This is a genomic window from Paenibacillus sp. J31P13, from assembly GCF_056269295.1.
Genome location: NZ_JBWDNR010000004.1, coordinates 15,424 through 36,482, shown reverse-complemented (window position 1 = coordinate 36,482; position 21,059 = coordinate 15,424). Strand labels below are relative to the sequence as shown.

Here is a 21,059-nt window from a genome sequence, read left to right as displayed (position 1 = left end):
CGAAGAGCCTTTTCTCATTAATGGGGAAAGGCTTTTTCTTTTCCATATAGACGCGTTGCGGCGGTGTCTACAAACTGATACAATTTAAGGCAAAGAGGCGTAATCACGAAAGGGGAAAACCATGCTCGGACTAGTGAAAAAGATATTCGGTGACCATAACGAACGCGAGGTCAAACGGATCCAGCGTACGGTTGATGAAATTAATGCGATCGAATCAAAATTCACAGCTCTATCTGATGAGGCGCTGCGTGCGAAGACTGAAGAATTTAAAGCAAGAATTGAAAAAGGCGAGTCTTTAGACGCGCTATTGCCTGAGGCTTTTGCAACGGTAAGAGAAGCTTCAAAACGTACACTTGGCATGCGTCACTTTGACGTGCAGCTCCTTGGGGGTACGGTACTTCACGAAGGTAAAATAGCGGAGATGAGAACGGGTGAAGGTAAGACGCTCGTGGCAACATTGCCAGTCTATTTAAATGCTCTTGCTGGTAAAGGCGTTCATGTCATTACGGTCAATAACTACTTGGCTCAACGTGATAGTGAATTAATGGGACAACTTTACAACTTTTTAGGCATGACTGTAGGCTGCAACCTGCATGGCTTGTCTCATGAGCAAAAACAAGAAGCTTATGCTTGCGATATTACGTATGGTACAAATAATGAATTTGGTTTCGATTATTTGCGTGACAACATGGTGCTGTATAAGGAACAAATGGTACAGCGGCCGCTTTATTTTGCCATTATTGATGAAGTAGACTCCATCCTCGTGGATGAAGCGCGGACTCCGCTTATTATTTCCGGACAAGCAGCGAAGTCGACAGAGCTTTACTTTGCCGCAGATCGGTTTGTAAGCCGTTTGAAGCAGGAAGAGGACTTCACAATCGATATTAAAGTACGCAGCGTCATGCTGACTGAAGCGGGCGTTACGAAGGCAGAGAAAGCTTTTGGAATCGAAAACTTATTTGATCATGCTAATGTAACGCTTAACCATCATATTCAACAAGGCTTGAAAGCCAACTTTATAATGAAGCGCGATGTCGATTACGTTGTGGAAGAAGACGAAGTCGTTATTGTCGATGAATTTACTGGTCGTCTAATGTCTGGACGCCGTTACAGCGATGGCTTGCACCAAGCGATTGAAGCGAAGGAACAGCTTGAGGTTCAAAACGAAAGCATGACTCTTGCAACGATCACGTTCCAAAACTACTTCCGTATGTATCGCAAGCTAGCTGGTATGACAGGTACTGCGAAGACGGAGGAAGAAGAGTTCAAACGGATTTATGGTCTGGATGTTATTCAAGTACCGACTAACCGTGCCTTGATCCGTCAAGATATTGCGGATGTTGTATATAAATCAGAGAATGGCAAGTTCAAAGCTGTTGTGGAGGAGATTGTACAGCGCCACAGCAAAAACCAGCCGGTACTAGTAGGTACGATTTCTATCGAGAACTCGGAGAAGCTCTCGGATATGCTGAAGCGCAGAGGAGTTACGCACAAGGTGCTTAACGCTAAGTTCCATGCGGAAGAAGCTGAAATCATCTCACGCGCTGGACAAGCTGGCTCGGTAACCATTGCTACAAACATGGCTGGTCGTGGTACGGATATTTTGCTTGGTGATTCTGTTGCTGATATTGGCGGTTTGCACATTATCGGTACAGAGCGTCACGAGAGCCGTCGGATTGACAATCAGCTTCGTGGACGTGCTGGACGTCAAGGTGATCCAGGATCTACACAATTCTACTTATCTCTAGAGGATGAGTTGATGCGTCGCTTCGGTTCTGAGAACATCATGGGCATGATGGATAAGCTTGGCCTTGATGAGGATCAACCGATTGAGAGTCGTATGATTTCAAGAGCAATTGAATCCGCACAGAAGCGTGTAGAGGGCAGCAACTTCGATATTCGGAAAGTTGTATTGCAATACGATGATGTAATGAATCAACAGCGTGAAGTTATTTACAAGCAGCGTCGCGACGTTCTTGGCTCCGATGATATCCGTCAGGAAGTTATGGATATGATCAAGCCAGTTGTGGATCGTATTGTACAAGCTCATACCTCGGAGGATATTCCGGAGGAGTGGGATTTGCAAGCGATCGTCGATTATGCGAATGCTACATTCCTGCCTGAAGGTGCTTTGACGAAGGAAGAAATTACGGGTAAAGAGCAAGATGAGATTATCGATTATATATTTGATGAGGTCGTTGCTTGCTATGATGAGCGCGAAGAGAGCCTTGGACAAGAAACGATGCGTGAATTTGAGAAGGTTGTTGTACTGCGTGCTGTAGACAGCAAGTGGATGGATCACATTGATGCTATGGATCAGCTTCGTCAAGGTATCCATTTACGCGCTTACGGCGGTACAGATCCTCTTCGTGAATATCAATTCGAAGGCTTTGAAATGTTCAAGGAAATGATCGAGAACATTCAAGAGGAAGTCGCGAAATATATCATGAAGGCTCGCGTTGAGAGCAACCTGGAGCGTCAAGAAGTAGCTCAAGGTCAAACGACAACAACTAGCGGCGGCGGAGAAGCGATGGAGAAGCGTCCAGCGAAGCGTGAAGTGCGTGTAGGACGTAACGACGTTTGCCCATGCGGCAGCGGCAAGAAGTACAAGCAGTGCCACGGCAAGTAAGTCACGGCGCTCTGATATACGGCATAAAGTAAGAGATCATACCAATATTTTGAGGTGAAGCTGACGCTATGATAGACATAACGGTAAAACAAGACCTGCGTGAAATGGCTAAGCGGCTCCAAGAGCTTAGGGGGTCTCTTTGACTTAGATCTTAAGCAAGAGATCATTGCTAACTTCGAAGAGAAGATGACGATGCCTGATTTTTGGGATGACAACGAGAAAGCGCAGGGTGTCATTACTGAGCTTAATGCTGTTAAGTCAGTCGTTGATCATTATGATGGGCTGAATAACGAGCAGGAAGAGCTGCAGATGCTGATGGAGCTGGCAGAGGAAGAGAATGATGAATCGCTTGAAGCGGATGTTGTGACGGGCGTTCAGGCGCTTCTCCGCAAGGTAAGTGAATTCGAGCTTCAACTGCTGCTCAATGAGCCCTACGATAAACTCAATGCCATTTTGGAATTGCATCCTGGTGCAGGCGGAACCGAGTCTCAGGACTGGGGCTTGATGCTGTACCGAATGTATACACGCTGGGCAGAGAAGCGCGGCTTTAAGGTTGAGCTGCTTGATTATTTGCCTGGTGATGAAGCGGGTATCAAGAGTGTAACGATTATGGTCAAGGGCCATAATGCTTACGGCTATCTGAAGGCAGAGAAGGGCGTACATCGACTTGTTCGCATCTCTCCTTTTGACTCGGCAGGCCGTCGACATACTTCGTTTGCTTCCTGTGATGTTGTGCCGGAAATTGACGATAGTATTGAAATTGAAATTCGTTCAGAGGATCTGAAGGTAGATACGTACCGAGCGAGTGGAGCAGGCGGTCAGCACGTCAATAAAACGGAATCAGCGATTCGGATTACGCATGTGCCTTCAGGCATTATTGTTGCTTGTCAACAAGAGCGTTCACAAATTCAGAACCGCGAGCGGGCGATGAAGATGCTTCGTTCCAAGCTGTATGATCGTAAGATCGAGGAGCAGAAGAAGCATTTGGCGGATATTCGGGGCGACCAATCAGAGATTGCTTGGGGCAGCCAAATTCGTTCTTATGTGTTCCATCCTTACAGTATGGTGAAGGATCACCGTACATCAGTGGAAACTGGGAATGTAGGAGCAGTAATGGACGGCGATATCGATGCGTTTATTGATGGCTACCTGCGTCACCAGATTCATCATGATTAAAGAGCGGATTCCGCTGGGATTATAATTTATTTGAAGAGTTCCATCACTTTTAAGGTGTGGGGCTCTTCTTTTTGCGAAAATATGTTGTAGGGAGATAGAGGTTATGGGAGACGGAAGCCGAGCAAAACGGAGAAAGGGAGAACGGCGCTATAGTCCGCGTACGCAGTCCATTTGGAATATTATTCAGCTTCTCATAGGTACTGTCGTTATAGCTGTCAGCTTTAATTTGTTTATGGTTCCGAACGGGATTGCTTCTGGAGGCGTTTCGGGCTTATCTATCCTCGTTCAAAGAAAGCTCGACATTACGCCGGCGATTACGCAGTGGGCTATTAATATTCCGTTATTTATAGCAAGCTTATGGCTGCTAGGAAAGAAATTTGCGGCAAAAACAGCGCTTGGCTCGATGCTGCTGCCGCTTTTTGTGCTGCTTACAAGCAGCTGGCCTACGCCAACGCATAATCCGCTGCTCGCTGCCATTTATGGAGGGATTGGAGTCGGTGTTGGTCTAGGACTTGTATTTCGCGGTGGCGGATCAACAGGCGGCATGGATTTGGCTGCACAAATCCTGCATCGATATACAGGGCTGCCCCTTAGTTTAGCTGTTGTATGTTTTGACGGCTTAGTCATTATAGCGGCGGGAATTATTATTTCACCGGAGACATCCTTGTACGCGCTAATTGGCCTCTTCGTAACGAGTAAAACGATTGATTTTGTGCAAAGCGGCTTGCAGCTCTCAAAGGTTGCCTTCATTATAAGCGATCATACGGATGAGGTTGCATCAGCCATTCTGAATGATTTGGATCGCGGCTTGACACGGCTTGATGGGCATGGCGGATATACGGGGCAAGGACGTGTCGTTCTAATGGTTGTTGTAGGTCAGAATGAAGTGCCCAAATTGAAGCAGCTTGTAAAAGCAATTGATGCGGGCGCTTTTGTCATCATTAGCAATACGGCAGAGGTGCTGGGGCAAGGCTTTAAGGTCGAGAGTTGATCGGATTTTCGGTATATATCCACACCATTTGTTCATTGTATTTTTATGAATAGGAATGTATAATAATACGAAACAAACTCTATATTTCCATCACCTGCTGAATGATGTACAATAATAAGTTGTAGTAGAAGACAACCTTTTCCAAGTGAAAAGAGTAATAGATGGAGCTGCAGTGAAGCTTTGCCAGCATGGGCGAATTCAGCGCGGTGTCCAGTTTTGAGGAGAGATTAATGTGAGCGAAAAAGTGAAAGTTGCAATTATCGGTTCGACGGGCTACGGCGGTGTAGAACTGCTTCGATTGCTTTCCTCTCATCCGCTGGTAGAGGTGACTTCTGTCATTTCATCCTCCAGCGCAGGAACGCCGTTTACGGATGGTTACCCGCATATGATTGGTATTCGTGAGGAACTGCTTGATGATGTGGAACCTGCTGCAATCAAAGCGAAAGCAGATGTTGTATTTCTAGCGACACCTGCGGGTGTAGCTTCCAAGCTCGTACCGCAATTGCTTCAGGCAGATCTGAAAATCATAGATTTATCCGGTGACTTCCGTCTGAAATCACCAGCGCTTTATGAGCAGTGGTATAAGAAGCCAGCTGCCGATGAAAATTACTTGAAGCAAGCGGTATTTGGTCTCGCTGAAATTTATGGCGATCAGATACATAACGCTCCTTTTATCTCTAATCCTGGCTGCTATCCGACGGCTACCCTGCTTGGTCTTATTCCTGCTGTCAAAGAGGGCTGGATTGATCCGTCTTCTATTATAATCGATGCCAAATCTGGTGTATCGGGCGCAGGACGCGGTGCTTCATTAGGCACGCATTACTCCGAACTGAACGAAAATTTAAAAGCATATAAGCTTAATCAACATCAACATATCCCGGAAATTGAAATGGTGCTTTCTGATATCGCTAATAAGCCGGTTGTAACAACCTTTAGTACCCATCTCGTACCCATGACGCGCGGTATTATGTCGACGATGTATGCTTCGATAAAAGGCGAGAGAAGTACCAAGGATTTTATTGAATTATATCGCTCCTATTATGAAGGTCGCCGTTTTGTACGGATTCGTCCAGAGGGACAATTTCCGTCAACGAAAGAAGTTTGGGGTTCAAACTATTGTGACATCGGTTTTGCGGTAGATGAGCGTACGGGCCGCCTAACGATCGTTTCGGTTATTGATAATCTTGTTAAAGGTGCGGCTGGTCAAGCCATTCAAAACCTGAATTTAATGTTCGGCTGGGATGAGACACTAGGCTTGCAGTTTGTTCCCGTTTATCCTTAATTATATTCATAAATTTTATATAAAATGGACTTATAACTATACTTTTACACGTGAAGGAGATTCGATTCTACCATGGAACAGGGGAATACGGCATCACTATTCTCGATCGTCGAAGACGGCTCGATAACAACGCCTATTGGATTTAAGGCAGGAGGCTTACATTGCGGTTTGAAGAAAACAACTCGTCACGATCTAGGTGCAATTGTCTGCGAAGTGCCGGCAACGGCAGCTGGCGTGTATACGACGAATGTATTTCAAGCGGCACCGCTTCAAGTAACACGCGAGAGCCTCGCAGCAGGCGGCGTTCTTCGAGCAGTAATTGTTAACAGCGGCAACGCGAATGCATGCACAGGCAAGCAAGGTGAAGCGGATGCTTATGAGATGCGTTCACGATTTGCCCAGTCGATTGCTGTTCCAGAGGAACAAGTAGCGGTAGCATCCACGGGCGTAATAGGCGAGCTTCTTAAGATGGATAAGGTTCGCAGCGGTATTGACGGACTCCCTGTACGACTGGATGGAAATCGCGAAGGTGCGGATGGCTTTTGTCAAGCCATTCTAACGACGGATCTCATTCAGAAAATGGTATGTGTGAAGCTTGAGCTGGATGGAAAGATCGTTCATGTTGCTGGAGCGGCCAAAGGTTCAGGTATGATTCATCCCAACATGGCAACCATGCTTGGCTTTGTAACAACGGATGCGGCTATTGGAAGCGAAGCGCTTCAGCAGCTGCTTCGCCAAGCAACGGATCTTACTTTTAACATGATTACAGTTGATGGTGATACTAGTACGAACGATATGCTCGTTGCTATGGCTAGCGGTCTTGCAGGGAATGAAGAGCTTACTTCGCAGCATGAGGGCTGGGCAGCTTTTGCAGCTGCTGTGCGTCATGTATGCGAGGTGCTGGCAAAAGCGATTGCGAGAGATGGCGAAGGCGCGACAAAGCTCGTTGAGGTACAGGTTAATGGCGCTATCAGCGATGATTCCGCACAAGCTATTGCGAAGACCGTTATTGGCTCTTCACTCGTAAAATCAGCCGTGTTTGGCGCAGACGCGAACTGGGGCCGTATTATTGCAGCTGTTGGGCGTGCAGGCCAACCGGTTAACCCTGATACAGTAGATATTCGCCTTGGTGATATTGTGACATTGGAGCAATCTCGTCCTGTTGCATTTGACGAAGAATTGGCTTTGGAATATTTAAAAGGTGATACCGTTGTGATTCGAGTTGATCTTCATAACGGAGAAGGCCAGGCTACGGCTTGGGGCTGTGATTTGACGTATGATTATGTGCGCATTAATGCGGCATACCGCACGTAAGTAATGGACCTTGGAGGGTATGGAACAGTGACGGAGCAACGTTTTGTAATGAAATGCGGAGGCAGCACGTTAGCGGCGCTTCCTAATCGTTTTTTTGATGAGCTTAGAGAGCTGCAGCAGTCTGGCATTCGTCCGGTCATTGTGCATGGCGGCGGCCCAGCTATTTCAGAGACACTCGGTAAACTGGGCATTGAGAGCGGCTTCGTGAATGGGCTTCGCAAGACAAACGAAGATGTTCTGGATGTAGTCGAAATGGTGCTTGCTGGTCGTATCAATAAAGAAATCGTTCGTAAAATTGGAATTAACGGAGCGAAGTCGATAGGTCTCTCGGGTGTAGACGGTATGCTCATTCAAGCTAAACCGGTTGCGAACGCTGATGAAGTTGGCTTCGTTGGCGATGTGACGGATGTTAATGCACTTATTATTGAGGGTATTATGGGCATGGGTTTTATCCCGGTCATTGCACCAATAGGCATCGATGATCAAGGTCAACGCTATAACATTAATGCAGATACAGCTGCCGGAGCGGTTGCTTCTCATCTTGGTGTAGAGCGTATGATCGTTGTGACGGATGTTCCTGGCATTTTGAAAACCATAGACGGTCAGAAGCAGGTACTGCCGGTTGTGACGGTGGAAGAAATCGAAGAGATGATCGTGAGCGGTGAAATATATGGCGGTATGATTCCAAAGGTGCGGGCGGCTATTGCTTGTATTCAGGGTCGTGTACGTGAGGTTATTATCGTAAGCGGCGAGGAGCCGGGCGTGTTGACGAAGGCTGTTCGCGAGGGTGGCGTCGGCACACGTATTGTTCAAACGAGCGAAGGGCAGGTGTAAGAGGAATGAGCGAGACAAAAACGGCAGCAAGCGCTGATCAATCTCTATTTCCAACCTATGCGAGATATCCACTCGCTTTGGTTAAAGGTGACGGCAGCTGGCTATGGGATGATCAAGGTAAGAAATATCTTGATTTTATGAGCGGAATTGCTGTCACGAACCTAGGGCATGCACCGAAGCAAATTAAAGAGGCACTAATCAAACAGCTGGATGAGCTATGGCATGTATCCAATTTATTTCATATTCCAAATCAAGCAGAGGCGGCAAAGCTGATTACTGATAACAGCTGCGCTGATGCTGTCTTCTTCTGTAATTCTGGAGCGGAAGCAAATGAAGCGGCGATTAAGCTCGCTCGTCGTTATAACCAGAAAGTATTGAATAATGAACGTTACGAAATTATTACATTTGAGCAGTCCTTTCACGGTCGCACGCTTGCGACGCTTACAGCAACGGGCCAAGCAAAGGTAAAGGAAGGCTTCCTGCCATTGCCGGAAGGTTTCAAGACGATTCCTCTGAATGACCTGGAAGCATTGAAAGCTGCCGTATCCGATAAGACAGCCGCTGTTATGCTGGAGATGGTGCAGGCTGAGGGTGGCATTCATCCGGTTGATGCCGCATACTTGAAGGAGCTTGTCGCTTTATGCGAGAAGGAAGGCATTTTGCTTATTGTTGATGAAATTCAAACAGGCATGGGACGTACAGGCAAGCTGTTCGCGTATGAGCATTTCGGTATTGAGCCGGACATTTTCACAATGGCAAAAGGACTGGGCAGCGGTTTTCCAGTTGGCGCGATGGGAGCGAAAGAAAAGCTTCGCGAAGGCTTTAGTGCCGGCAGCCATGGCTCAACTTTTGGAGGCACACCGATCGCAACAGCTGTCGTAAAAGCGACGCTTGAGACCATTGTTGGTGAAGAGCTGCCTGCAAGAGCAGCGCTGCAGGGCGAGTATTTAATGGCACAGCTTCGTGAGAAGCTGGAGGGCAATGCTTTCGTTCATGAGGTTCGCGGACTTGGGTTACTTGTCGGGATAGAGTGCGCAGAGCCGATTGCCGGCATTTTGAATGAAGCGCAGGAGCGTGGACTAATTGTTATTTCTGCAGGACCAAACGTTATACGTTTGCTGCCGAATTTGCTGGTCACGAATGAAGAAATAGATACAGCGGTTGCTATTATTGCAGATCTATTAGATGCAAAGCGGCCTGTAGCTTAGGAGATAGAGAAGTTTAGCTTCAAAATGAAGGAGGACTTTACTATGCAAGGAACGGTAAACGAAGAATTGGCAACGAGTCTAAAAGGACGCGATTTTCTCATGCTGGTTGATTTTAGTCCAGAGGAAATTCGTTATATGATCGATCTTGCGATTGATTTGAAGCAGAAGCAAAAGGCAGGCGAAACGCATCATATTTTGAAGGGCAAAACGCTTGGTATGATTTTCGAGAAATCTTCTACTCGTACACGCGTGTCTTTTGAAGTAGGGATGTATCAATTGGGCGGTCAAGGATTGTTCCTAAGCGGAAATGACCTGCAAATCGGCCGCGGTGAAACGATTTGGGATACAGCGCAGACGTTGTCTCGTTACTTAGACGGTATTATGATCCGTACGTTTGCTCACCGCAAAGTCGTTGAATTGGCTCGTGGAGCGACTATTCCGGTTATTAACGGTTTGACTGATCTCTCACACCCATGCCAAGCGCTTGCTGATTATCAAACGATTCTAGAACAAAAGGGCCGTTTGGAAGGCTTGAAAATCGCATACATCGGAGACGGCAACAACATGACGCATTCTCTTCTAATGGGTGCGGCTAAGCTGGGTCTTCATATGTCCGTAGCAACGCCTGAGGGCTATGAACCAGATGCTGATATCATCAAGCAAACTAAGGACCACGCTGCAGAGACAGGCTCGCAAATTCATATTTGCCGTGATCCGAAGGAAGCGATTGCTGATGCGGATATCGTGTATACAGACGTATGGGCAAGCATGGGTCAAGAAGCAGAGCAGAAGGAACGCGAGGTTGCTTTCGCTGCTTATCAGGTGAATGAAGCATTAGCGAAATACGCGAAAAAAGACTATTTATTCATGCATTGTCTGCCAGCGCATCGCGGTGAAGAAGTGAGCGAGGGCGTTATTGACGGCGATCGTTCCATTATTTTTGATCAAGCAGAAAATCGTCTTCATGCACAAAAAGCGATCATGGCTGCAATCATGTCCTAATTGATCTACCATCAATAAATACAATCGAAGGGAAGTAATATTCTACTATGGCAAAAGAAAAAATCGTGCTAGCCTACTCAGGCGGCCTGGATACTTCCGTTATCCTCAAATGGTTGAAAGAAACCTATGACGCAGAAATCATCGCATTCACAGCAGACATCGGACAGAAGGATGAGCTTGATGGTCTTGAAGCAAAAGCACTAGCAACAGGCGCGTCCAAAGTGTACATTGATGATCTTCGTGATGAATTTGCAAGCGACTTTATTTATCCAATGTTCCAAGCTGGTACATTGTATGAAGGTCAATACCTGCTTGGTACTTCAATTGCTCGTCCGCTTATCGCTAAGCGTATGGTTGATATCGCACGTGCTGAAGGCGCAGCTTATATCGCACACGGCGCAACTGGCAAAGGAAATGACCAAGTTCGTTTCGAGCTTACAGCTGCAGCTCTCGCACCTGAGATCGGTGTAATCGCACCATGGCGTCTAGAAGCATTCCGTGAGGAGTTCCCTGGCCGTGCAGAAATGATTGCTTACGCGGAGAAACATAACATTCCAGTAACAGCATCAGCAGCTAAGCCGTATTCCACAGACCGCAACCTGCTGCATATCAGTTTTGAGAGCGGCATGCTTGAGGATCCTTGGTTTGATCCAAGTTCTGAAGAGAACGAGAGCATGTATGTGCTTAGCGTATCTCCAGAGAATGCGCCTGATAAAGCAGAGTACGTTGAGCTTACTTTCTCAGAAGGTAATTGTACGGCTATTAATGGTCGAGAGCTTAGCCCGCTAGAAGTCATGGATCAATTGAACGAGCTTGGCGGCAAGCACGGTATTGGACGCGTTGATATGGTAGAAAATCGTTTCGTTGGTATGAAGAGCCGCGGCGTATACGAGACACCGGGCGGTACAATCCTATTTACAGCTCACCGCAAAATGGAATCATTGACAATGGACCGCGAAGTTATGCATCTTCGTGATTCACTAATTGCAAAATACAGCCAGCTTGTCTATAACGGCTTCTGGTTCGCTCCAGAACGTCTTGCTCTGCAAGCACTTGTAACCGAATCACAAAAAAATGTGAGCGGCGTAGTTCGCTTGAAGCTATACAAAGGTAACGTTATCGGAGCAGGCGTACAAAGTCCTGTCAGCCTATACAACCCTGACATTGCAACGATGGAAGCAGATCCTTCGCAAGCTTATGATCAAGGCGATGCAACGGGCTTTATCCGTCTGAATGCTTTGCGTTTGAAAGTATCATCTGCAGTTACGAATAAGTAAGCTTTACAAGGGAGTGTTACGAACTAGTGAGTAAATTATGGGGCGGTCGTTTTACAAAAAAAACGGACCAATTGGTAGAAGAATATACAGCTTCAATTCTGTTTGATAAAGAGCTTGCTGAGGAAGATATTCAAGGCAGCTTGGCTCATGTAACGATGCTTGGCAAGCAAGGTATTTTGCCTGCTGAAGATGTGGATAAAATTAAAGATGGACTGCATCGTGTTCTACAACGCATCAAACGTGATGACATCGAATTCTCGATCGGCGATGAGGATATTCATATGAATATCGAGAAAACGCTGATTGATGATGTTGGATCAGTTGGCGGCAAGCTTCATACAGGCCGCAGCCGAAATGACCAAGTAGCAACAGATATGCATCTATGGCTTCGCAAGCGCGTGGTTGAATTTGTTGACATGCTCTATAAGCTGCAATCTGCGCTTATTGAACAAGCGAAGGCCAATTTGGATACAATCGTTCCTGGTTATACGCATTTGCAGCGTGCGCAACCCATCCTTTTCGCTCACCATTTGATGGCATACGTGTCCATGTTTGGCCGCGATATCGAGCGTTTGCAAGACAGCTACAAACGGATTAACGTGCTTCCTCTGGGAGCTGGCGCGCTTGCCGGAACAACATTCCCAATCGATCGTCATTTCGTAGCTAGTCAGCTTAAGTTTGACCGTGTATATGAGAACAGTCTGGACGCGGTAAGCGACCGCGACTTTATCGTTGAATTTTTAGCAGATGCGGCCATTATCATGATGCATCTATCGCGTTTCAGCGAGGAGCTTATCCTATGGTCGAGCACAGAGTTCCATTTTGTTGAGCTGGATGATGCATTCTGCACAGGAAGCAGCATTATGCCGCAAAAGAAAAACCCAGACGTACCTGAGCTTGTTCGCGGTAAAACTGGACGAGTTTACGGTGATCTTGTCGGCTTGCTAACTGTACTTAAATCATTGCCGCTTGCTTACAACAAAGACATGCAGGAAGACAAAGAAGGCATGTTTGATACGGTGAAGACGCTGCAAGGCGCGCTTCAGTTGTTCGCTCCAATGATTGCTACGATGAAGGTGAACAAAGATCGTATGCGTCAAGCAGTCAACCAAGACTTCTCAAACGCAACAGATATTGCAGATTTCCTAGTCGGCAAAGGGCTTCCTTTCCGTCAAGCGCATGAGGTTATCGGCAAAACTGTCTTGTACTGCATCGAGCAGAACAAGTACTTGCTGGATCTTACGCTGGATGAATTCAAGCAATTCTCTTCTCTGTTTGATGAACGCATTTATGCGGTACTTCAACCGGAGCAGGTCGTTAATGCTCGTAATGTATACGGCGGAACGGCTAGAACGCAGGTAGAGGCTGCAATCGGCCGTGCAGTTGTATCGCTTGAAGCGACAGCTGCTTGGGTGACCGAATACCTAGAGCGCAGTAGATAAGACAAGCAATATATTAAAAAAAGCAGTCAGCAAGCAGCCTGTCAGGCTAATTGCTGAACTGCTTTTTTGTTGTATAGATGTGGTGGCGACTATACGCCATCCTCGAGCAACGGCTCAGTCGCTGGAGGAGTCGGTGTTGGGGAAGGACTGATACGCTCACCCTTCATCGGACCCACTTCAACAATCGTTGGTTGTGCCTTGTACGTATCGCGTGATAAGCGGTCTCGGGATATCGTTTCCCCATCCCGGACAAGTGTACGATAGGTTTCGACTACATAGCCTTGCTTACCCTGCTGGGAGGTTACCTTTTGACCAGGAGATAAGCCGGCATTTAGTGTTTCTTGTACAGTTGGTTCAATGGTTTTGAGTGTGATCGACTCGATATCGTATCGCTCATTTTTGTTCATGGTTCCAAATAGCTTAATAGTCAGCTTGCGATCCTCAACAACCGTCCGAATAATCATGTTTTTACCTGTCGTATTTTTAAAACGGAAGTTTATTGCGCCCCCTGCATAGGTGGCATCCTGCCCAATCGGTAAATAAGCAACCGGCAGAGAATGATTGCGACGTTCTACAATTTCGAGCCCTGCACGCAGCACGGCATTATAGAGGGTGCTCGATACTTGGCATATGCCCCCGCCAATCCCAGGCACCAGCTTGCCGTTCAATATGACGGGAGCCTCGCGATAATCATAAAGCTCTTCTGCTCTAGCGATTAGCTTGCCGTAATCAAATATTTCATTAGGAGCAAGATGCCAGTCATTCAGCGCTTCTGCTGTTACGGTGACATTGTAAGCGCGTCCCTCCGCACTAGTTAAAAAATCGGTTGAGAACTCCATAATTTTACGATCGATGCCTTGATCCTTTAATTGCTCAAGCGTAACTTCAGGCTGAATTATGCGAATCGGCAGATCAGCTTCCAATGATGATTCTACTGGCTTGCCTATTTCTGACTCTTTCAGAATGACCCACTTATCTGCTTCATCTACTAATTTTCCCGTATCGAGGCGGTAGGCATCCAAATGAGGCTCATAAATCACCTCATCCTTATCAGTAATCGTGAAGGAAGCATTTTTGGTCTCGCTCTTTTCAATCCAGCTCCATTGCTTGCGAAGTGCAGCATCAAAGGCTTCACGATTCCAGCTCTGTGTAAATTGAAATGATTTTTGGAAATGATAGCGGTAATTTGCCCGTTGCCAAGTGTCACCATCATTCAGCTTTAGCAAAGCATCGCGAGCTTCTGAAAACGAGGCTTTATATCCGAAATCACTAACCGTCCACTGCTTGCTATCCTTCTCTCCAGCAGATGCATGAATGGTAATCGTGCGCTGAAGCAGTGATTTTTCTATTCCTTCAAGCTGCTTCAAGGCTTCATTGATCTTCATGCCTCCGATTGGGATACCTCCTGCTTCAACCCCATCGGGAACGGTTTCTTGTTGTGCATAATTCCATAAGAATCCCCAGCCTACAGCGGCTATGAGCACTAGCGATGAGATGACAATAATTCCGATGTGTATCCGCTTTGCGATAACAATCACTCCTTTCAAAACAATAACAATAAGCGGGTTTTATATGTATATGCGACCTGTTATGTCATTTTGCCTATTGCTTTGCCGGGAGTTTATTCGACATTGGAACGAATTATGAGATTTGTGAAAAATGAGGAATGCAATCCACTTATGAAGGAATTCGGCGCAAACTGTCGAAATAGTAGTACTGACTATAAACAGGATGTGATAATGTGATTGAAATGCAAGACATATGGAAAACGTACACCGACGGAACGCATGCACTAAAAGGTGTGTCTGTTCGTATAGATCGAAACGAGTTTGTATATCTCGTAGGTCCATCAGGCGCAGGAAAATCAACATTCATGAAACTGATTTATCGCGAGGAAGTACCAACCAAGGGCCAGATTTCTGTCAATGGATTTAACATTGGCAAGCTGAAGCCGCGTAAGATTCCATTTGTTAGACGTAATATAGGCGTTATTTTTCAGGACTTCAGATTATTACCCAAATTAACCGTATTTGAAAACGTCGCTTTTGCTATGGAAGTTATTGAAGCTCCAACACGCGTCATTAAGAAACGTACGATGGAAGTTCTGGACCTCGTAGGCTTGAAACACAAGCATGCTAGTCTTCCATCGCAGCTATCAGGCGGTGAGCAGCAGCGAGTATCCATCGCACGTGCCATTGTCAATAATCCATCTGTCATTGTGGCCGATGAGCCTACGGGCAACCTTGATCCTGAAACGTCGATGGGCATTATGCATTTGCTGGAGGAAATCAACTTCAGGGGCTCCACTATCGTGATGGCAACGCACAATAAAGATATCGTAAACTCCATGCGCAAGCGCGTCATCGCAATCGAGAATGGCAATATTGTTCGCGATGAAGCAAGAGGGGAGTACGGGTATGAAGCTTAGAACGGTACTCCGCCACTTAAGAGAAGGATTCAAAAACATCATTAGAAACGGCTGGATGTCATTTGCATCCATGAGTTCGATCTTCATTTCCTTGCTCATACTTGGTATTTTCTTATTACTGGCAATGAACGTGAATTCAATGGCTGCTCAAATTGAGAGCCAAGTACAAATTAGAGTATTTCTGCAGTTGAATGTTGATCAAGCAAAAATAACAGAACTTCAGAATAAAATCGGAAATTTAACAGAAGTCAAAAAAATAACCTTCGTATCCAAAGCAGAAGGACTTGAACTGCTTCGCAAAAACTTAGGCGAGGATAATAAGGATTTGCTAGATGGCTATGAAAAAGAGAAGAATCCACTACCGGATTCCTTTACAGTTGAAGTTTATGATCCACAATCCATAGATGTCGCAGCAAAACAGATTGACGCTATCAATAAAGCAGATGATCTGGCGCCGATTGGCAAAATCAAATATGGACAAGGCACCGTAGAGACGCTGTTCAAAATTACCAATGCTTTGCGTTACATAGGCATCATCGTTGTAGTTGGATTAGGAGTTACGGCAATGTTCTTGATCTCCAATACGATTAAAATGACGATTATTGCTAGACGTCGTGAGATTGGCATTATGAAACTTGTAGGTGCAACAAACTCCTTTATACGGTGGCCTTTCTTTATTGAAGGAGCATTGATCGGCATCATTAGCTCTGTCATTACGACAGTTGTGGTGTTGGTAGGTTATTCGCAGCTTGTGAAATTTACTCAGATGAGTCTATCTCTAATGATGATAAAACTCGTCACGATTGAGGAGTCTGGCCTGCTGACCGCCACACTGCTCATTGGTCTTGGTACATTGATTGGCATTTGGGGCAGCACCATTTCTGTACGAAAGTATTTGAAAGTGTAGGTGAGGGCTAACGTGCAAAAGAAAAAATGGCTATGGTGTGTTGTCGTTATTATGGTAACGGTATTTGTTCTTCAGCCAACAGATGGAGAAGCGGCTTCACTCAGTGAAATAAAGAAGCAGCTAGCTGAAGCAAAACAAGAAATGAAGAATGCTGAGAAGAGGGCTGCTAACGCGCAGCGGCAAGCAGATGCTGCACATCAGGAAGCTAAATCAGCAGAGAATGAGAAAGTAGATATTGAAGGTAAGAAAAAGGATGCTCAAGCATCCATAGCTAACCTTATGGCTGAAATTGATAATGTTGTTATTAACAAAACAAAAACACAAGCGCAGCTTGAAACGAAGGAAGAAGAAGTACTGCAGACCGGTTTGGAGCTGGAGCAGGCTGAGGAGCGTGTGAAAACACGTGATGAGCTTCTTCAATCGCGTATGCGCCTTATGTATACGAATGGATTTGTTTCGTATATGGATGTTTTGCTTAGCGCAACAAGCTTTACTGATTTTGTAGACCGCTTTGACGCTCTTCAATCGATTCTTTTGCAGGATCGAGATATTTTGGAAGAGCAAAAGCAAGAGAAAGAGCTTGTTATTGTCAAAAAAGCTGAAGTAGATGCACAGCTTGTTGAAGTAAAAGCGATCTACGATAAGCTTGAGCTATATGAAGAGCATTTGATGAAAAAGGAAAAAGAAAAAGAGATTATGATTGCCAGCTACAATTCGAATATCAAGCAGCTTGATAATCAGCTTCAGAAGATTGACAGCGCGCTTGAGGAATACGAGAATATTAGCGAAGAGCAAGAGAAGCTATTGGTTGCGCTCGCGTCGAAGGTATCTAAATTGAACGCCGAGAAAAACCGTATTGCCAATCCTTACTCAGGTGGTAAGCTAGGAATGCCGATTTCAGGTAATTACCGGATAAGCTCTAGCTTTGGTACACGTACACATCCAATCTCCGGCAAGAAGCATACACATACAGGGATAGACTTTGCTGCTGCACAAGGTACAGATATCTATGCAGCTGAGGATGGTGTCGTTCTCGTTGCACAATCATGGAGCAGTTACGGAAATTGTGTCATTATCGATCATGGTAACGGCTTGTGGACCCTTTACGGTCATATTCGGAATGGCGGAATTAAAGTAGAAAAAGGTGAAACCGTTAAGAAGGGCCAAAAAATTGCTGAAGTAGGAAGCACCGGCAACTCGACGGGACCTCACTTGCACTTTGAAGTGCGGAAAAACGAAGTTCCTGTTAACCCGAGCGGTTATTTGAAATAATAAATAAATCATATCCATACCAATTAGAGGCAGCCCATACGGGCTGCCTCTAATTGTAAATAAGGTAACGTTCGTTTATATTTACCGTATAAGACAAATAATTGTAAGCCGCTTGTCATATACTATTGTGGTCAAAAATAAGACCGCGTAAGATGAGAAGGTGGTGTAGACAGGTGCTTTTCAAAGGAAAAACAGTATTTGCTTTTGTAATACTGTCCATGCTTGCATCCGTCATTGTAACCCTAACGGTGGCGGATCAATTAATAAAACCGGACAACCTGTCAGCGCCTGCTCTGACGGCAGCGTCCTCAGAGAAAGATAGAGGCGGGCTGAGAGCGGAAGAGCTGTCAAAGCTTAACGCAGTGCTGGATTTAATTGAAACGAAATACTATCGCAAAGTTGATCGCATTGAACTTTTGGACGGTGCAGTTAGCGGAATGATGTCTTCGCTCGATGATCCGTACTCCGTCTATATGGAGAAGGATGTAGCTCGGCATTTTTCTGAATCCATAGAAGGCTCGTTCACAGGTATTGGAGCTGAGGTGACGCTGGAGAATGGACGGATAGTCGTTGTGTCTCCTATTAAAGGCTCACCAGCTGAACGTTCAGGCTTGCTGGCTAAGGATATTCTGCTTTCGGTAAATGGGGCCAAGCTCGATGGCTTGAACTTGCAGGAGGCTGTAGGGAAAATTCGTGGACCAAAGGGTACAAAAGCGAAAATTCAGGTGCAAAGAAATGGCTTCTCTGAGCCGATACAGCTTGTTCTCATACGCGACGATATCGATGTGGAGACGGTATATGGAAGCTTGCGTCCAGACGGCGTTGGCATAATTGAAATCCGTCAGTTCTCGCTGCATACTGCAGAGCGATTTAAGCAAGAGCTTTCAAGGCTAGAAGAGAAAGGGATGAAGGGTCTCGTAATTGATGTTCGCAATAACCCTGGCGGTGTGCTGCCGGTTGTTGTAGATATTGCCGAGAACTTTATGACCAAAGGCTCAACGGTTGTACAAGTAGAGGATCGGGAAGGCAGACGGGAGAAGACGCTGTCTGACGGACAAAGTAAGACCTATCCTATTTCAGTGCTGATGAATAACGGCAGCGCAAGCGCGTCCGAAATACTGGCAGGGGCTCTTCAAGAGGGTGCTGGTGCGAAATTGGTCGGTGAGACCTCATTTGGCAAAGGTACCGTACAAGTAAGCTATAACAAAGCTTTAGGCGACGGCAGTCTTGTGAAGATGACGATTGCAAAATGGTTAACACCAAAGGGCAATTGGATTCATGAGGCAGGCATTAAGCCGGATATCGCGATAAAGCCGCCTGCTCTGTATACAGTAGCCAGACTGAACATAACGGATACCTTAAAGCAGGATGCCATTGGTGAGCAAGTGAAAAGCGTGCAAATTATGCTTCATGGGCTTGGCTATGATCCGAAGCGTGAGGATGGTTATTTTGGTGCTGAAACCGTAGAGGCTGTTCATAAGTTTCAAGCGGAGCACGGATTATCAGCTACGGGACAGGTTGATAAGCTCACCGGAGATGCGCTTGAGAAAGCAGTCATTAAATGGATACAGGATAAAGCGAATGATATCCAGCTGGATGAAGCAATTAAGGCTGTAGGCAGGAAATAATAAGCGTATGTCGAATGAATAAGAGGTTGACTCCGAAGTAGGGGGTCAGCCTTTTATTCTTTTTTTTGAGGAATCAACGTGGCATGAGCGAAGGAGTGTGAGCTTTGGATACGACGATGGAAGTGCTCGGAATTCTTGGAGATGCGGCAGCCCAGCTAGTGGTGCAGCCATTTTATTATATTGCGGTTTTATTTATTGTTTTGCAGTATACAAGACAAATTCGTATGGAGCGGCAATTGTTTGCAGTAAAGCTGCATAATTGGCCAATGCTAGTCGTTAAAGCAATGGCAGCTGGTTTATTAATCGGATTAGCTGTATCTCTTGCAGGAGCTTTTATTGGCGTTGCGCTGACGGCCGAGGCGGTTATTTGGCTTTGGGCAACAGCTGCCTTGCTTATGTTGGTTCGTATTCGTTATTTATGCTTCGCATATAGTGCGGGTGTTATTACTTTGCTGCAGTGGTTGCTTGGCTGGACAACGCTTGCGGAACGTACGGATTGGTTAGGTTCATTAGCTCTGTCACTTGCAAAAATAGATGCGGCAGGCCTGCTGGTACTCGTCGCTCTGCTTCATTTGGCTGAAGCTTTACTTGTTCGCTGGCAAGGAGATCGTCTTGCTACACCTCTATTTTTAGAAGGCAAACGCGGTAAGCTAGTAGGAGGATATATGCTGCAAGGGTTCTGGCCAGTTCCTTTGCTCATGCTTGTGCCTGCAACAGGTCAAGGGGTGTCAACGATCGCACTGCCTTGGACACCGTTATTTGGAGCAGACTGGTCACAGGGCTGGACAATCGTCGCGCTTCCCATGATCATTGGCTTTACTGAAATGACTCGGGCCATGCTCCCGAAAGAAAAAGCGAAGCATGCAGCAAAAGGACTTCTCCTTTATAGTGTATGCCTTGCGGCAGTTGCGATCATTGCTTGGTGGCAGCCTTGGCTGCTTCCTATAGCTGCATTGGTTTCTCTCTTGCTGCATGAGGCGATCATATGGCGCAGTCGTGCCAAAGAAGCAGCACAATCACCTCTCTATGTAAATGATCAACGAGGCTTGCGCATATTAGGTATTGTTCCGGGTACACCTGCTGCAGCTATGGGGCTGGCGACAGGCGAAGTGCTGCACAAGGTTAACGGCATACGAGTGAAATCAAAAGAAGAGCTTTATGAGGCGCTCGTATTAAATTCGGCATTCTGTAAGCTTGAGATATTAAATTTAGATGGTGAACTAAAATTTGCTCAGCGGGCACGTTATGCAGGGGAGCATCACCAGCTTGGTGTTATTCTTGCTCCAGATGAAGAAGCGAATTTTTACGCGGCGTCGGGACCGGTATCCCTTCTTCAATTGCTTCGTCATTCTCGTGCTTCCAATCGCCGCGGAAACGGCGATGCATCAGAAACGCCCCTTGTTAAAAATACTACGTCAACCTAATTGAAAACTGTTCTAGAGGTTTGTGAAACCTTGGAACAGTTTTTTGCTTTGAAAATTAAGAAATGTATGAGCAGCCAGCATTAGTAAAATTTTTATTTTGTATAGCAATATGGATGATTGCGTCGATTCCTAGATAACGCTATAATATAGGGGAACAAACATTCTTGTTTTTATAATGACAGATGAAATGAAATTCATATAATTGACTATAATGATAAGAGCATTTGGAAAGTCAGGAGGTAGAT

Annotated in this window: 16 protein-coding genes; 15 read left to right on the top strand and 1 reads right to left on the bottom strand. The window is 45.9% G+C overall.

All coding sequences use genetic code 11. From position 1 onward, the window contains the following. The first annotated feature begins 121 nt into the window (after nt 1–121). The 10 genes from secA (at nt 122) to argH (ending at nt 13,155) form a co-directional block, all read left to right on the top strand. Nucleotides 122–2,629 (top strand): preprotein translocase subunit SecA, encoded by a 2,508-nt coding sequence (gene secA, locus AC0YOD_RS14435; RefSeq protein ID WP_475800023.1) that lies wholly within the window; start codon nt 122–124, stop codon nt 2,627–2,629. A gap of 68 nt (nt 2,630–2,697) precedes the next feature. Beyond that, nucleotides 2,698–3,805, top strand: a protein-coding gene (gene prfB / locus AC0YOD_RS14430) for a peptide chain release factor 2 (RefSeq protein ID WP_475800022.1) whose coding sequence is annotated in 2 segments (ribosomal slippage) — nt 2,698–2,769 and nt 2,771–3,805 — 1,107 coding nt in all. Because the reading frame shifts where the segments join, the coding sequence is not laid out codon by codon here. A gap of 103 nt (nt 3,806–3,908) precedes the next feature. Beyond that, on the top strand, nt 3,909–4,796 hold the full coding sequence (locus tag AC0YOD_RS14425; RefSeq protein ID WP_475800021.1) for a YitT family protein: 888 nt from the start codon (nt 3,909–3,911) through the stop codon (nt 4,794–4,796). A 232-nt stretch (nt 4,797–5,028) separates the two neighbouring features. Further along, complete coding sequence (argC, locus tag AC0YOD_RS14420; RefSeq protein ID WP_475800020.1) at nt 5,029–6,078, top strand: N-acetyl-gamma-glutamyl-phosphate reductase; 1,050 nt, start codon at nt 5,029–5,031, stop codon at nt 6,076–6,078. A gap of 72 nt (nt 6,079–6,150) precedes the next feature. Next, nucleotides 6,151–7,392 carry a bifunctional ornithine acetyltransferase/N-acetylglutamate synthase gene (gene argJ / locus AC0YOD_RS14415; protein ID WP_475800019.1) on the top strand — a complete coding sequence of 414 codons (1,242 nt, stop codon included), beginning with the start codon at nt 6,151–6,153 and terminating at the stop codon, nt 7,390–7,392. A gap of 48 nt (nt 7,393–7,440) precedes the next feature. Beyond that, on the top strand, nt 7,441–8,226 hold the full coding sequence (argB, locus tag AC0YOD_RS14410) for an acetylglutamate kinase (protein ID WP_475800536.1): 786 nt from the start codon (nt 7,441–7,443) through the stop codon (nt 8,224–8,226). A 5-nt stretch (nt 8,227–8,231) separates the two neighbouring features. Next, entirely contained in the window at nt 8,232–9,434 is a 1,203-nt protein-coding gene (locus tag AC0YOD_RS14405; protein WP_475800018.1) for an acetylornithine transaminase, read from the top strand. A gap of 42 nt (nt 9,435–9,476) precedes the next feature. Continuing rightward, entirely contained in the window at nt 9,477–10,436 is a 960-nt protein-coding gene (gene argF, locus AC0YOD_RS14400) for an ornithine carbamoyltransferase (RefSeq protein ID WP_475800017.1), read from the top strand. A gap of 47 nt (nt 10,437–10,483) precedes the next feature. Next, the gene (locus AC0YOD_RS14395; RefSeq protein WP_475800016.1) at nt 10,484–11,713 is read left to right on the top strand and encodes an argininosuccinate synthase; all 1,230 of its coding nucleotides are present in this window, start codon (nt 10,484–10,486) and stop codon (nt 11,711–11,713) included. 26 nt (nt 11,714–11,739) lie between these two features. Beyond that, nucleotides 11,740–13,155, top strand: a complete 1,416-nt coding sequence (gene argH, locus AC0YOD_RS14390; protein WP_475800015.1) for an argininosuccinate lyase — start codon at nt 11,740–11,742, stop codon at nt 13,153–13,155. 89 nt (nt 13,156–13,244) lie between these two features. Here the strand turns inward: argH and AC0YOD_RS14385 are convergent, their stop codons facing one another. Further along, nucleotides 13,245–14,693 carry a VanW family protein gene (locus AC0YOD_RS14385; protein WP_475800535.1) on the bottom strand — a complete coding sequence of 483 codons (1,449 nt, stop codon included), beginning with the start codon at nt 14,691–14,693 and terminating at the stop codon, nt 13,245–13,247. A gap of 203 nt (nt 14,694–14,896) precedes the next feature. Between AC0YOD_RS14385 and ftsE the strand changes: the two genes are divergently transcribed. The 5 genes from ftsE (at nt 14,897) to AC0YOD_RS14360 (ending at nt 20,814) form a co-directional block, all read left to right on the top strand. Next, nucleotides 14,897–15,583, top strand: a complete 687-nt coding sequence (gene ftsE, locus AC0YOD_RS14380; RefSeq protein WP_475800014.1) for a cell division ATP-binding protein FtsE — start codon at nt 14,897–14,899, stop codon at nt 15,581–15,583. After that, the gene (ftsX, locus tag AC0YOD_RS14375) at nt 15,573–16,490 is read left to right on the top strand and encodes a permease-like cell division protein FtsX (protein ID WP_475800013.1); all 918 of its coding nucleotides are present in this window, start codon (nt 15,573–15,575) and stop codon (nt 16,488–16,490) included. The genes ftsE and ftsX overlap by 11 nt, the downstream gene beginning before the upstream one ends. Before the next feature lie 12 nt (nt 16,491–16,502). After that, nucleotides 16,503–17,762: a murein hydrolase activator EnvC family protein gene (locus tag AC0YOD_RS14370; RefSeq protein ID WP_475800012.1), complete on the top strand. Its 1,260-nt coding sequence runs from the start codon at nt 16,503–16,505 to the stop codon at nt 17,760–17,762. Nucleotides 17,763–17,935: 173 nt separating this feature from the next. Further along, nucleotides 17,936–19,390, top strand: coding sequence for a S41 family peptidase (locus AC0YOD_RS14365; protein ID WP_475800011.1), 1,455 nt, complete (start codon nt 17,936–17,938; stop codon nt 19,388–19,390). A gap of 104 nt (nt 19,391–19,494) precedes the next feature. Beyond that, on the top strand, nt 19,495–20,814 hold the full coding sequence (locus AC0YOD_RS14360) for a serine protease (RefSeq protein WP_475800010.1): 1,320 nt from the start codon (nt 19,495–19,497) through the stop codon (nt 20,812–20,814). Nucleotides 20,815–21,059 lie beyond the last annotated feature (245 nt).